Source organism: Streptomyces sp. NPDC059897, assembly GCF_042730865.1.
Classification (GTDB): domain Bacteria; phylum Actinomycetota; class Actinomycetes; order Streptomycetales; family Streptomycetaceae; genus Streptomyces.
This window is the reverse complement of the sequence record NZ_JBHWKQ010000007.1, coordinates 107,074-120,606: the sequence shown is the minus strand read 5'-3', so window position 1 is coordinate 120,606 and position 13,533 is coordinate 107,074. Positions and strand designations below refer to the sequence as shown.

The 13,533-nt window shown below is 72.1% G+C and carries 12 protein-coding genes; 10 read left to right on the top strand and 2 right to left on the bottom strand.

All coding sequences use genetic code 11. The features are described from left to right. Nucleotides 1–183 precede the first annotated feature (183 nt). Nucleotides 184–1,077 carry a LysR family transcriptional regulator gene (locus ACFV9W_RS10760; protein ID WP_385757814.1) on the bottom strand — a complete coding sequence of 298 codons (894 nt, stop codon included), beginning with the start codon at nt 1,075–1,077 and terminating at the stop codon, nt 184–186. Nucleotides 1,078–1,209: 132 nt separating this feature from the next. Here ACFV9W_RS10760 and ACFV9W_RS10755 point away from each other — a divergent pair, with 132 nt between their 5' ends. The 8 genes from ACFV9W_RS10755 to ACFV9W_RS10720 all read left to right on the top strand — a co-directional run bounded on the left by ACFV9W_RS10755 (nt 1,210) and on the right by ACFV9W_RS10720 (nt 10,641). Further along, entirely contained in the window at nt 1,210–2,460 is a 1,251-nt protein-coding gene (locus ACFV9W_RS10755) for an MFS transporter (RefSeq protein ID WP_385757811.1), read from the top strand. 177 nt (nt 2,461–2,637) lie between these two features. Continuing rightward, complete coding sequence (locus ACFV9W_RS10750; protein WP_385757808.1) at nt 2,638–3,660, top strand: LacI family DNA-binding transcriptional regulator; 1,023 nt, start codon at nt 2,638–2,640, stop codon at nt 3,658–3,660. 93 nt (nt 3,661–3,753) lie between these two features. Next, nucleotides 3,754–5,046, top strand: a complete 1,293-nt coding sequence (locus ACFV9W_RS10745; protein WP_385757805.1) for an extracellular solute-binding protein — start codon at nt 3,754–3,756, stop codon at nt 5,044–5,046. Beyond that, nucleotides 5,043–5,927, top strand: coding sequence for a carbohydrate ABC transporter permease (locus ACFV9W_RS10740; protein ID WP_385757802.1), 885 nt, complete (start codon nt 5,043–5,045; stop codon nt 5,925–5,927). Before ACFV9W_RS10745 ends, ACFV9W_RS10740 begins: the two co-directional genes overlap by 4 nt. 1 nt (nt 5,928) lies before the next feature. Beyond that, nucleotides 5,929–6,759 (top strand): carbohydrate ABC transporter permease, encoded by an 831-nt coding sequence (locus tag ACFV9W_RS10735; RefSeq protein ID WP_385757799.1) that lies wholly within the window; start codon nt 5,929–5,931, stop codon nt 6,757–6,759. 8 nt (nt 6,760–6,767) lie between these two features. After that, nucleotides 6,768–7,847: a glycosidase gene (locus tag ACFV9W_RS10730; protein WP_385757796.1), complete on the top strand. Its 1,080-nt coding sequence runs from the start codon at nt 6,768–6,770 to the stop codon at nt 7,845–7,847. After that, complete coding sequence (locus ACFV9W_RS10725; RefSeq protein WP_385757793.1) at nt 7,844–9,067, top strand: Gfo/Idh/MocA family protein; 1,224 nt, start codon at nt 7,844–7,846, stop codon at nt 9,065–9,067. The genes ACFV9W_RS10730 and ACFV9W_RS10725 overlap by 4 nt, the downstream gene beginning before the upstream one ends. Beyond that, the gene (locus tag ACFV9W_RS10720) at nt 9,064–10,641 is read left to right on the top strand and encodes a glycoside hydrolase family 13 protein (RefSeq protein WP_385757790.1); all 1,578 of its coding nucleotides are present in this window, start codon (nt 9,064–9,066) and stop codon (nt 10,639–10,641) included. The genes ACFV9W_RS10725 and ACFV9W_RS10720 overlap by 4 nt, the downstream gene beginning before the upstream one ends. 41 nt (nt 10,642–10,682) lie before the next feature. Here ACFV9W_RS10720 and ACFV9W_RS10715 read toward each other — a convergent pair whose 3' ends face one another. After that, nucleotides 10,683–11,963, bottom strand: a complete 1,281-nt coding sequence (locus tag ACFV9W_RS10715) for a low temperature requirement protein A (protein ID WP_385757787.1) — start codon at nt 11,961–11,963, stop codon at nt 10,683–10,685. 191 nt (nt 11,964–12,154) lie between these two features. On the opposite strand from ACFV9W_RS10715, the gene ACFV9W_RS10710 reads away from it, so the two are divergent. Continuing rightward, nucleotides 12,155–12,664: a hypothetical protein gene (locus ACFV9W_RS10710; RefSeq protein WP_385757784.1), complete on the top strand. Its 510-nt coding sequence runs from the start codon at nt 12,155–12,157 to the stop codon at nt 12,662–12,664. A 110-nt stretch (nt 12,665–12,774) separates the two neighbouring features. After that, nucleotides 12,775–13,509 (top strand): dienelactone hydrolase family protein, encoded by a 735-nt coding sequence (locus ACFV9W_RS10705; protein WP_385757781.1) that lies wholly within the window; start codon nt 12,775–12,777, stop codon nt 13,507–13,509. Nucleotides 13,510–13,533 lie beyond the last annotated feature (24 nt).

Sequence of the window (13,533 nt, the reverse complement as noted above, 5' to 3'; positions counted from 1 at the left end):
CGCGGGAGGAAGCCCCAGTCGGCACTCTTCGGACGGAGTACCACAGTCGCGTTGTCGGCGATGCGACTGTGGCGCCTACAGCCAAGTTGCCCGGGGGCCAGGGGCGTTGAAGAGGGTAACCCCCCTCGGCGCATTCAAACGTATGGCACATGCCAGAGGCGTCTCAAGACCGTCTTCGGCCCGTCATCCGGACGCGGCGGCCGAAACCCGCAGCAGGTCCGTGAGCGCGCGGGCCGCGGCGCTCGGCGGGCGGTCGGCCGGGGTCGCGAGGTACAGCGTCCAGCCCAGGTCCGCGTCCGTCACGGGAAGCACGGTCAGGCCGTGCGCGGTGTCGGCGAGGAAGCGCGGCACCAGGGCCACACCGAGGCCCGCCCGGACGTAATCGGCGCTGGTAGCGAGGTCGGTGATCTCGATGGTGACGTGCCTCGGGACGCCCGCCGTGGCGAAGGCGCGGTCGGCGACGGACCGGTTGCCGTACCCCACCGGGCAGTCGATGAACCGCAGCCCGGCCAGTTCGCGGATCGCCACGCTGTCGCGCCCGGCAAGCGGATGCCCGGCCGGCACCACGAGGTCGAGGGTCGAACCGGCGAGCGGCGTCAGCTCGACCTCGGCGGGGCTTGCCCCGGGCAGGGACACGAGGGCCAGGTCGAGGCGGCGTTCGGCGAGCGCCGCGAGATGCCCCTGGGAGCCGGTCGGCGCGACCGTGATCTGCACCTGGACGCCGGGGTGCCTGCGGTGGAACTCGCCCAGCAGGCCCGGCAGGTCGATCAGCCGGATCGACGTGAGCGTGCCGAGCCGCAGGGTGCCGCGCAGCGCGCCGCGCACCTCGGCGACGGCGTCGGCGGCATCGCGCGCCGCGTCGAGGACGATCCGGGCGCGGGGCAGCAGCGCCCGCCCCTCGTCCGTCAACAGCACCCGTTTGGAATTGCGGTCGAGGAGGCGTGCGTCCAGTTCGCGCTCCAGCGATTTGACCGCGGCGGAGACCGCGGACTGGACGATGTGCAGGCGGGCCGCGGCGCGGGTGAAGTTCTGCTCCTCGGCGACCGCCACGAAGTACTCGAGATGCCGTAGTTCCACTCGTCGACCCTCCCATCAATCATCTCTGATCGCGATCGTTGCGAGCTCGACGATTCGTTGGACGTGATGACTGCACGGGCGGAGAGTGGGACATGCCCGCCCTCCCCCTCCAGCCGAACGGACTTCTGCCGCATGGCCACGCCGACACGCGTCCGCACCCCGTCCCCCTCCCCCACCGCCCGGCCCACCGTGGGTGCACGCCGTCACGGCATCGGCTTCTGGACCGTGGCGCTCGCCTTCCTCACGTCGATGGCGTTCTCGACGGTGCCGACCCCGCTGTACCCGCTGTACCAGGAGCGGGACGGCTTCTCGACGTTCATGGTCACCGTCGTCTTCGCCGTGTACGCGGTGGGCGTGGTGGTCAGCCTGCTGCTCGCCGGGCATGTGTCGGACTGGGTGGGGCGCAAGAAGATCCTGCTGCCTGCGCTCGGCCTCGAACTCCTCGCCGCCCTGCTGTTCCTGTCGAGCCCGGAGCTGCCGGTACTGCTCGTCGCCCGGTTCGTGAGCGGACTCGGTATCGGCATGCTCAGCGCGACGGCCACCGCGCACCTCGCCGAGCTGCACGCCGCGCACCGTCCCGCGGCCTCCCCGCAGCGCTTCGAGACGGTGGCGACGGCGGCCAACATCGGCGGACTCGGCCTCGGCCCGCTGGTGTCCGGGTTTCTCGCGCAGTACGTGACGGCTCCGCTGCGGCTGCCGTATCTCATGTTCGCCGTGCTCCTCGTGGCCGTGGCGGTGGCCGTGTCCCGTACCCCGGAGACCGTGCGCGAGCTGCCGGTCAGGCCGCGCTACCGGCCGCAGCGGGTGAGTGCCGACCACGGCGACCGGGCCGGGTATGTGGCCGCGGCCGCCGCCGCGTTCGCGTCCTTCGCGGTGTTCGGCCTGTTCTCGTCGATCGCCGCCGGGTTCGTCGCACACGCCCTGCACCACCCGTCGCATCTGCTGGCCGGCGCGATCTCGTTCCTGGTGTTCGGGGGCGCGGCCCTCGCCCAGATCCTCACCAACCGCCTCGCGGCGCGGACCAAGTCGACGCTGGGGCTGCTCGCGCAGGGCGCGGGATTCCTCACGCTGGTGGCCGGGATGCACACCGCCGACCTGGCGGCGTTCCTGGTGGGCGGCGCGGTCGCGGGCGTCGGGGCGGGGCTGCTGTTCAAGGCGGCGGTCGGGGCCGTGGTCGCGATGGCGGCGCCCGCCCGGCGCGGCGAGGCGCTCGCGGGCCTGTTCCTCGTCGCCTATCTCGGCCTGAGCGGCCCCGCCGTCGCCCTCGGCCTCGCCACGCTCTCGCTCACTGCGACTTCGGCGATGACCTGGTTCGCCGGGGCGCTCCTCGCCCTCCTGACGGCGGTCGCCGTCCTCAACCGCCGCTCGCACAGCGGGAGTTGAGCGAGGCCGCCGGCGCGATCGCGGAACAGCCCCGGCGCCCGGCGGCGCAGCGACGCAGATCACATCGGCCAACCTCTTGACGCCTTCACGTTCAAACCGGTTTAGTCAACGCCGTTCGGCCGTTCAAACCGGTTTGAACATCCACCTGGAGGCCACCACCGAGGAGCGCCGCACGCCATGGCCCGCAAGCCCACCATCGCGGACGTCGCACGCCACGCCGGGGTCTCCCGCGCCACCGTCTCCTTCGCCCTCAACGACCGCCCCGGCATCGCGGAGGACACCAAGGCCCGGGTGCTCGCGGCGGCCGCCGATCTCGGGTGGACGCCGAGCCGCCAGGCCCGCGCCCTCTCGCTCGGCAAGGCCGGGGCGTTCGGCCTCGTCCTGACCCGCGAACCGGAGCAGATCGGGGCGGACCTCTTCTTCCCGGCGTTCATCGCGGGCGTCGAGGCCGTCATCGGACAGCGCGGCGACGGCCTCATGGTGCACGTGACCACGCCCGAGCAGGAGCGCTCGGTCTACGAACGGCTCGCGGCCGAACGCCAGGTGGACGGGGTGCTCCTGACCGACCTGCGACACGAGGACCCGCGGCCCCCGCTGATGCGCCGGCTCGGCCTGCCCGCCGTGGTGGTGGGCCAGCCCGAGTGGGGCGGCGGCCTGCCCACGGTGAGCCTCGACGACGAGCCCGCCTACTCCGCCGCCGTCCACCGCCTCGCCGAGCTCGGCCACCGGCGCATCGCGCACGTCGAGGGCCCCCGCGAGTTCCGGCACGCGCACCGGCGCCGCCTCGCCTGGGAGCAGGCGCTGCGCGAGCTCGGCCTCCCCGAGGGACCGGTGCTGCCCGGCGGGTTCAGTGCCGAGGGCGGGGCCCGGGCCACCCGCGAGCTGCTCGCGCTGGACACCCCGCCGACCGCGATCGTCTACGGCAACGACCTGGCCGCGATGGCCGGGCTCTCGGTCGCCCAGGAGCTGGGCGTCCCGGTCCCCGGGCGCCTCTCGGTGGTCGGTTACGACGACGCGCCGCTGACCCGCTACAGCTATCCGCCGCTCTCCTCGGCCCGCGCGGACGCCCGAGGCTGGGGCGAGGCCGCGGCCCGCGCCCTGGATTCGGTGCTCGCCGGGGACGAGGACGCGGCGCACGTGGCGCTGCCGCCCGCCGAGTTCGTCCCCCGCGCCTCCATCGGTCCCGCGCCGCGCGACTGAGCCACCGGGGCTCCACCAGACTTCGGCCGCGCCCGCGCGGACCGGCGATTGCGCACGGCGACGAGGCCGCGCGTGAACAGTTCGGAGATCATCATGCTGAGGAGAACGGCGTCCGCGCTGCTCGTGCTCGTAGCCGCGGGGACGGCGACGGCCTGCGGCAGGGCCGCCCCCGACGCGACCGTCGCCGCCGACGCGCGCGGCCCCATCAAGGTCTGGCTGTCCAACAACGCCCAAGAGGTGCGGTGGGGCAGGCAGATGGTGGCCGCGTGGAACGAGCGCCATCCCGATCAGCACGTCACCGCCCAGCAGATCCCCGCGGGCAAGACGTCCGAGGAGGCGATCAGCGCCTCGATCATCGCGGGCACGAGTGCCTGTCTGGCCTTCAACACCTCGCCCGCGGCGGTGCCGACCTTCCAGAAGCAGAACGGGCTCGTGCCCCTCGACGACTTCCCCGGCGGCCGGGCCTACGTGACAGGGCGCAGCGGCGGTCTCGCCGAGCAGTACACGTCACCGGACGGGAAGTTCTACCAACTGCCCTGGAAGAGCAACCCGGTGATGATCCTCTACAACAAGAAGCTGTTCAAGAAGGCCGGCCTCGACCCGGAGCACCCGAAGCTCGCCACGTACGAGGAGTTCCTGAAGACCTCCCGGACGCTGGTGCGCAGCGGCGCCGCGAAGGCGGCGATCTGGCCGTCGCCTTCCAGTGACTTCTTCCAGCCCTGGTACGACTTCTATCCCGCGTTCGCCGCGCAGAGCGGCGGCAAGCAGCTGATCGAGGACGGCAAGCCGCGCTTCGACTCGTCGGCGGGCCGCCAGGTCGCCGCGTTCTGGCGGAAACTCTACGCGCAGAAGCTGGCGCCGCAGGAGGCGTATCCCGGCGACGCCCTCAACGACGGGAAGGCCGCGATGGCCACCGTCGGGCCGTGGGCGATCTCCGCGTACAAGAACAGCGTGGACATCGGTGTCGCGCCGGTGCCGACCGCCGAGGGCGGCACGGGCAAGCACTCGTTCAGCGACGAGAAGTCGGTGGCGATGTTCAGCGCGTGCGAGAACCGGGGCACGGCCTGGGACCTGCTGAAATTCGCGACGTCGAGCGCGCAGGACGGCACGTTCCTGGAGACGACCGGCCAGATGCCGATGCGCGAGGACCTGACCACCCGCTACGCGGACTACTTCGCGAAGCACCCCACGTACAAGGCCTTCGCGGACCAGGCGGAGCGCGTCGTCGAGGTGCCGAACGTGCCGGGTTCGGTCGACATCTGGCAGGCCTTCCGCGACCAGTGGACGAAGTCGGTCGTCTTCGGCCGCGAGTCCACGGACACGGGCCTGCGCAAGGCCTCCTCCGAGATCACCGACCTGCTCAACGAGTACGGAGACCGGTCATGAGCGCCCCCAAGGCCCACCTGCGGGCACGCGTCGGAGCGCTGTTCGTGTCGCCGTACGTGCTGTTCCTGCTCGTGGTCTTCGCGATCCCGCTGGTCTACACGGTGTGGATGTCGTTCCACCGCTTCTACTTCACGGCTCCCGGCACCGATGTGGACGCGCCGTGGGTGGGCCTGTCCAACTACAAGGACGTGTTCACCGACCCGGTGGTCGGGCGGGCGTTCCTGAACATCCTGATCTTCCTGGTCATCAACGTGCCGCTGACCGTGGGCCTCTCGCTGGTCCTGGCCGCCGCGCTGAACGCGAAGATACGGGGGCGGGCGTTCTTCCGCGCCGCGTTCTACCTCCCGTACGTGACGGCGAGCGTCGCGCTCGTCGCCGTGTGGCAGTTCCTCTTCGGTGCGGACGGCTTCGTCAACCATCTGCTCGGCTCACACGCCCCGGACCCGTCATGGCTGGTCAACTCGCATCTCGCGATGCCGATGATCGCCGTCTTCGTGACCTGGAAGCAGCTCGGCTTCTTCGTGATGCTGTACCTCGCCGCGCTGCAGAACGTCGGCAAGGAGCTGTACGAGGCGTCCGCCATGGACGGCGCGGGCAAGGTGCGGCAGTTCTTCTCGGTGACCGTGCCGGGCGTGCGTCCCGCGACGACGCTTGTCGTCATCTACGCGATCATCACCGGCGCCAACATGTTCAGCGAGCCCTACCTGCTGACCGGGGGCGGCGGCCCGGACCACGCGTCCACGTCGCCGGTGCTGCTGATGTACCAGAAGGGCATCGAGCAGGGGCATCCCGATGTCGCGGCGGCGCTCGGCGTCGTCCTCATCGCCTTCGTCATGGTCGTCTCGCTCGCCGCCCGCAAGCTCACCGAGAGGGGCAACTGACATGAGGCTCACCGGTGGCAAGGCCCTGCGCTACGTGCTGCTGTCGCTCGGCGCGGTCGTCTTCCTCTTCCCCTTCTACTACATGGTCGTCGGCTCCCTGCGGAAGGTCACGGCGGGCGATCTGTCGGCGGCCGTACCCTCCGGCCTGACCGGCGCCAACTACACGGCCATCAACAGCACGATCTCGCTGGGCCGCTCGCTGCTGAACTCCGGGATCATGACGATCGGCGTCCTGGTCTGCACACTGGTCTTCGGTGTGCTCGCCGGGTACGCGCTCGCGGTGCTGAGGTTCCGCGGCAAGGGCGCGGTGTTCGGGGCACTGCTCCTGGTGCAGATGATCCCGTTCCAGCTCCTTACCCTGCCGCTGTACGTGCTCGTGGTCCGCGACTACGGGCTCGGCGACAACTACCTCGGCATGATCCTGCCGTTCGCGATCAACTCCACGGCCGTCTTCCTGTTCCGGCAGTTCTTCTCGCAGATGCCGCAGTCCCTCTTCGAGGCGGCGCGCATCGACGGCGCGAGCGAGCTGCGGATCCTGTGGCGGATCGCGCTTCCGATGGCCAAGCCGGCCATCCTGACCGCGCTGCTCCTGACGTTCATCGGTCCGTGGAACGAGTTCCTGTGGCCGTTCCTTGTCACCAAGAACGCCGACATGCAGCCCCTCGCCGTCTCGCTGGCGAGCTTCCTGTCCAACCTTCAGGGCACGGTCGCCAACCCGGCCGGCGCCCTGCTGGCCGGGGCCTGCGTCCTGGCCGTCCCCGCGGTGGTCCTGTTCCTCGTGTTCCAGCGCCACTTCACCTCCACCGACATCGACTCCGCTACCAAGGGCTGAACCGACACATGAGCACCACCAACGACACCGCCACCATCCCGTACCGCATGGTCCGCAAGGGCGTCGTCATGTCCCCGCTGGCCGGAGAGGCGAACGAGGTCGAGGGCGTCCTGAACCCGGCCGCGGGCCGCACCCCCGACGGCACGCTGCACCTCCTGCCACGTCTCGTCGCGGAGGGCAACGTCTCCCGCGTCGGCCTCGCCGAGGTCACCTTCGACGAGGCGGGCGTCCCCAGCGGCGTCGAGCGCAGGGGCGTCGTCCTGGCCCCCGACGAGGGCTGGGAGCGCGGCAAGAACAACGCGGGCGTCGAGGACCCCCGCATCACCTGGGTCCCCTCGCTCGGCAAGCACGTCATGTCCTACGTCGCCTACGGCCCGCTCGGCCCGAAGCCCGCGCTCGCCGTCTCCGAGAACCTCACCGACTGGACGCGCCTCGGCCCGATCCAGTTCGCGTACCAGGCCGATCTGGACACCGACCTCAACCTCTTCCCGAACAAGGACGTCGTCCACTTCCCGGAGCCGGTCCCGGCCCCCGACGGCGAACTGTCGTACGCGATGCTGCACCGCCCGATGTGGGACCTCGGCTGGTTCCGCGAGGGCGAGGGCGTGCACCTGCCGGCCGGTGTCACCGACGAGCGGCCCGGCATCTGGATCAGCTACGTGCCGGTGAAGGAGGTCGAGGCCGACATCCGCGCCCTCGTCCGCCCGCGCCAGCACACGCTGGTCGCGCTGTCCGAGTACGCGTGGGAGTCCCTGAAGATCGGCGGCGGCCCGGCCCCGATCCGGGTGCCCGAGGGCTGGCTGCTCATCCACCACGGCGTCTCCGGCTCCATCGAGGACCCGTGGGCGCAGAACCAGAAGGTGTCCTACGCGGCGGGTGCGATGATCCTCGACCCGGCCGACCCCTCGAGGATCCTCGCCCGCTCGGACTCCCCGCTGATGGCGCCGGAGACCGAGGAGGAGATCTCCGGCACGGTTCCGAACGTCGTCTTCCCGACGGCGATCGAGGAGATCGACGGCGAACTGTACGTCTTCTACGGCATGGCCGACGCGCACATCGGCGTGGCCCTCCTGGAGCGCACCGCATGACCGGGGGCGCCCCGCTCGGTATCGGCCTCGTGGGCTGCGGCGGCTTCGCCGGGTTCGTCCTGGACGCGGTCGCCGGGCTGCCGGGCCTGCGCCTGGCGGCGGTCGCCGATCCTTCCCGCGAGCGTGCTGCCGCGCTCGCCGGGCGGCACGGCGTCCCGGCGCTGGGCTCGCTGGACGAGCTCCTGGAGCGGGACGACGTGGCGGCCGTGCTGATCGCGACGCCGCCCGCCACCCACGCCGCGATGGCCACCAGGGCGCTGCGTGCGGGGCGCCATGTCTTCTGCGAGAAGCCCCTCGCCACCACGACCGAGGACGCGGCGTCCGTGGCCGACGAGGCGCGCCGCGCCGACCGCGTCCTGGTCGTGGACCACGTGCTGCGCTACAACCCGCTGCTGCGGGCGGTGCGGCGGCTGACGGACCGGGGTCTGCTCTCGCCGGTGCGCCGGTTCCTGTTCGAGAACGACGCCGCCGACGAGGACCTCGGCCCCGACCACTGGTTCTGGGACCCGGCGCACTCCGGTGGCATCTTCGTCGAGCACGGCGTGCACTTCTTCGACGCGGCGCGGGAACTGCTCGGCTCGGACCCGGTGAGCGTGCGGGCCACGGCGGTGGCGCGGCCCGGCCGGCCGGTCGACATGGTGAGCGCGGACGTCGTGCACCCCGGCGGCGTCCTCGCCTCGCACCTGCACTCCTTCACCCACGCACACCGCGCGGAGCGTCAACTCATGCGCCTGGACCACGGGTTCGAGGAGACACGGATCACCGGCTGGATCCCCACGTACGCGGAGATCTCGGCGTGGACCGACGAGGCGGTCGCCCACCACTGGGAGCAACTGCCGCTCCAGCTCGGCCCGTTGCTCTCCGTCGACGGTTTCGTGCCGCACGGCGAGGAGCGGCTCACGGTCCACGTCGAACGCGCCGCGGCACCTTCCGCACCCGCCCGCGGGCGCGGCGAGGAGCGCACCGCCCCGCACCACGTGCACGCCGTCATCGACCTCGGCGGCGAGGCCCGCAAGCCGTACGTGTACGCGCAGAGCGTGCGCGCCGCACTGGCCGACCTCGTACGGGCGGTGCGTGAGGGCAGCCCGCCGGCCGCGGACGCCCTCAGCGGTTTCGGCGCGGTGGCCGTCGCAGAGGCGGCCACGGTCGCCGCCGCGACGGGCCGTGAACAGCCGGTCATCCCCGCCTCCCGGTGGGCTTCGGAAGGGTCCTTCGCATGAGCTGGTGGCAGGACATGGTCTGCTACGAGGTGTACCCGCGGGCCTTCGCCGACTCGAACGGCGACGGTATCGGGGATCTGCCGGGGCTGACCGAGCGCCTCGAACACATCAAGGATCTGGGCGCGGACGCGGTGTGGTGCACGCCGTTCTATCCGTCGCCGCTGGCCGACGGCGGCTACGACATCGCCGACTACACCGGAGTCGCCCCGGACCTGGGGACCACGGCGGATGTCGACGAACTGACCGCCCGGGCCCACGAACTGGGCCTGAAGTTCATCGTCGACCTCGTCCCGAACCACACCTCCGACCGGCACCCCTGGTTCCTGGAGGCGTTGGCGGCCGGGCCCGGTTCGGCCGAGCGGGAGATGTATCTGTTCAGGGGCGGCCGGGGCGCGGACGGTGAACTGCCGCCCAACGACTGGCGGTCGGCGTTCGGCGGTCCCGCCTGGACGCGGGTCGCGGACGGTGAGTGGTACTGCCACCTCCATGCCGCCGAGCAGCCGGACCTCGACTGGCGCAACCGGAAGGTGCGCGACGCCTTCACCGATGTGCTGCGTCACTGGCTCGACCGGGGCGTCGACGGCTTCCGCGTGGACGTGGCGCACGCCCTGTTCAAGGCGGAAGGCCTCCCCGACGCGGGCCCGGGGCAGCACGCCGCCCCGCTGCGCAACCACCTCATGCCCTATTACGACCAGGAGGAGCTGCACCCGCTCTACCGCGAGTGGCGCGCCCTGCTCGACACGCACCCCGCGCCGCCGGGCGCGGTCGCCCCCGAGGACCGGGTGATGGTCGCGGAGGCGGCGGTCTTCGAACCGGCCCGGCTCGCCCGCTACATCCGCCCCGACGAAATGCACCAGGCCTTCAACTTCGCCTTCCTGGAGGCCTCTTGGGACCCGAAGGAACTGCGCGAGGTCATCGACGGTTCGTTCGCGGTGCCCGGCTCCGCGGTCACCTGGCTGCTCTCCAGCCATGACGCGCCCCGGCCGGCCACCCGGCTCGGCTCCCCGGCCCGCGCCCGGGCGGCCGCCCTCCTGATGCTGGCGCTGCCCGGCTCCGCGTACCTCTACCAGGGCGAGGAGCTGGGCCTTCCGCAGGCGTTCGTGCCGGACGACCGGATCCTCGACCCGCTGTGGGAACGCTCCGGCCGCACCGAACGGGGCCGCGACGGCGCGCGCGTCCCGCTTCCCTGGTCAGGCACGGCGGCGCCGTACGGGTTCAGCGGCGCGGCACCCGAGGCGACGTGGCTGCCCCAGCCCGACGACTGGGCGCCGTTCACGGTGTCCGCGCAGCAGGCGGATCCCGCCTCGACGCTCGCCCTGTACCGGCGGGCGCTGCGGCTGCGCCGCATCCACCCGGCGCCCGACCCCACGGCGCCCCCGCAGTGGCTCTCCGCGCCCGGATCACCCCATCTCGCGTTCCGCCGCGGGAACCTGGTGTGCGTGGTGAACCTGGCCGAGGACCCGCTCCCGCTCTCCGTCCTCGGCCTCACCGGCCCGCCCCTCCTCGCCAGCGGCCCGCTCGCGGCGGGCGCACTGCCACGGGACACGGCCGCCTGGCTGCTGTCCCCGGCCTGAGCGCGTCCGGCGCTGCCGCGCCCGCCACGACCGGACCCGAGTCAGCCGGTCGTGGCAGGCACCGCGCCGCCGCCCCTGGCCCGCCACACGACCGGCCAGCCGACCGCGACCACCGCGAGCACGACCGCCTGCCCGGTGCCGAGGCCCTCGGACACCGACGGGCCCTGGCCCACGATCAGCAGGCCCGCCACCACGAGGGCCGGTGCCACCGCACCGGCCGTCCACCGCCATCCTCGGCCGGAGGCCAGGCCGCACACCGCCGCGGTGAGCAGGATCAGCGCGACGACGACGCCGAGCAGCATCCGCGCCGGGCCGGGCAGGGCGCCGTCCGCGTCGGCCACCGACCTGCCGAGCACGGCCGCGAGCGCCGCCACGGCCCCCGCGAACAGACAGTGCAGCGGCAGCACCAGATGCACGGCGAGCGCCTCCGGGGCCAGCAGCGGCAGCCCGTGCGCGCCACCGAGCAGTGCCAGCGCCCAGACGAGGACCAGGATGGCGAAGGCGCCGACGGCGACGATCCGCACCGACCCGTTCCACTCCGCCTCCCCGGCGGCGTCGACGGACTGGACGAGCCCCTCGCCGAGGACGATCAGCACGAACAGGCCGAGGCGCTCCGAGAGATGGGTGAGGTCCGCGGTCACCAGCTCGGGCTTCATCAGGGCCCGGCGGCCGCGCTCGCCGATCCCGCGCGCGGGACGCCCCGAGGAACCCCTGCGTTCCTCCTGTTCGAGGCGCCGCCGCACGCGCTCCTTGCCCTGGGCCCAGCGCTCGTCGACCGCGTCCTGCATCACGCCCCGCGACACCCGCACCATCACGAACACGTCGATGGCGAGGCCCAGCGCCCACAGCCACAGCCGGGCGTCCCCGCCGACCCACAGCGACACGATCCACGGCACGAGGCCCGCGCCGAGCTGGAGGATCGGCAGATCGGCGACGACCTTCCCCGGCCGGTTCGCCGCGCGGGAGGCGATGAGGCGCACCACCACGTAGGCGAGGGCGAACGCGAACGCCTTCTCGTCCGACTCGCGCACCCCCGGCACGGCGGCGGCCATCACGGCCATCCCGAACATGGCGACGATGACGACGAGGATGCGCGCCCGGTCCTGGGCCACGTTCCCGTACATCGTGAACATCACCCACGTGAACCAGAACGCCAGGAACAGCAGTCCGTACTCGCCGAGTTCCGCCCAGGTCGGCCCGGTGTGCAGCAGATGGGCCAGCTGCCCCACCCCCGCGACGACGATCAGGTCGAAGAACAGTTCCAGCCAAGAGGCGTGGCGTTCGGGGACGGGCTCGTCCACTGTTTCGAGAGTTTCCGGCATGGCGGAATTATCCACACAAACCGGCACACTTGACGTGGAGTCCCGCGCGCCGTTCCCACCCCCGCGTTCTGGCATGTGCCAGCAGCGCGGTCCAGCCGCGGCGCGCGAGCCATGGCCAGATCTTCACGGAGCGAGTTCTCCGGATTGATGAATACGCTGACCAGACGGGGCAGTTGACGTATGGTCACCCAATGGACGGAGCGCAGTGGTTGGCCTCCTGTCACCGAAAGCCGAGCGAGGCATATGCCGCATGGGAGCAGTCGCCGTTTCTGGCGAGGCTCCCGGCGGGCCACGGCTGGGACGCCCTGCGCGTACAGCAGCCGCTCGGTCTGACGGTGCTGTGGGAGCTGGGTGAGGAGGCGGACGCCGTGCCGGTGCTCGAGGAGCACGCGAAGCCGCGCCCGGTGTTCTACATCCTCACGCGTCCCGACGCGGGCGCTTCGGCCTGGCCCGAGACGGAGGACGTCCGGATGCTCACGGCGGGCGAGGACCTGTCGATGCCCTCCCCCGACGCCGACGGCATCACGGGTGTGCGCCACCACTCGTTCCTGTGGCGGACCCCGCCGGACGGCAGCGGCAAGCTCGTCGACCCCGAGGTCCTGCGCACCGCCCTCAAGTCCGCCCTCGACCCCGGCCGGCAGGCCGAGCGGATAAGGGCGGCTCGCGCCGTCTTCTGGGCGAGCAAGCGGCACAGCCACTGAGCATCCGGCCCGGGCACCCCGCCCGGCGAGCCGCGGCGGCGGGCAACTGTACTGTGCACAGATATCAGTTGTTCCAGGGAGGATGATCCGCCATCGCCAGCAGCAAGACAGTGCAGATTCCCACCGCCGACGGCCGGGCCGACGCCTTCGTCGCCTTCCCCGACGACGGCGCGCGGCACCCGGGCGTCCTGCTCTACATGGACGCCTTCGGTGTGCGGCCCGTGATCGAGGAGCTGGCCCGCGAGCTGGCCGGGCACGGCTACTACGTGCTCGTGCCCAACGTCTACTACCGGCACGGGGCCTCGCCCGTCGTCGAGCTTCCCGAGCACATCGGCGAGGAGAACCGGCCGGAGATCTTCGGCAAGCTGATGCCGCTGCTCCAGGAGCACTCCGCCGAGCGCGTCCTGCGCGACGCCGAGGCCTACGTCGACTTCCTCACGGCCCAGCCCGAGGTCGCCGAAGGCCCCATCGGGACGACGGGCTACTGCATGGGCGCCGCCCTCGCGCTGCGCACCGCCGCGGCCCACCCCGACAAGGTCGGCGCCGTCGCCGGGTTCCACCCCGGCATGCTCGTCACGGACGCCCCCGACAGCGCGCACCTCTCGGCCGACAAGGTCGCCGCCCGCGTACACCTGGGCCTCGCCGAGGGCGACCTCGCCCCGGAGGCCGTCGCCGAGCTCAACAAGTCCTTCGAGGCCGCCGGGGTCGAGCACTCCATCGAGCTGTACCCCGGCACCGTCCACGGCTTCACCATGGCCGACACCTCCGCCTTCTCCGCGGAGGCTCTCAAGCGCCACTGGGACCGGCTGCTGCCGCTCCTCGACGGCGCGCTGCGGGCCGGCTGAGCGCTCCGCGCGGTACGGGCGTCG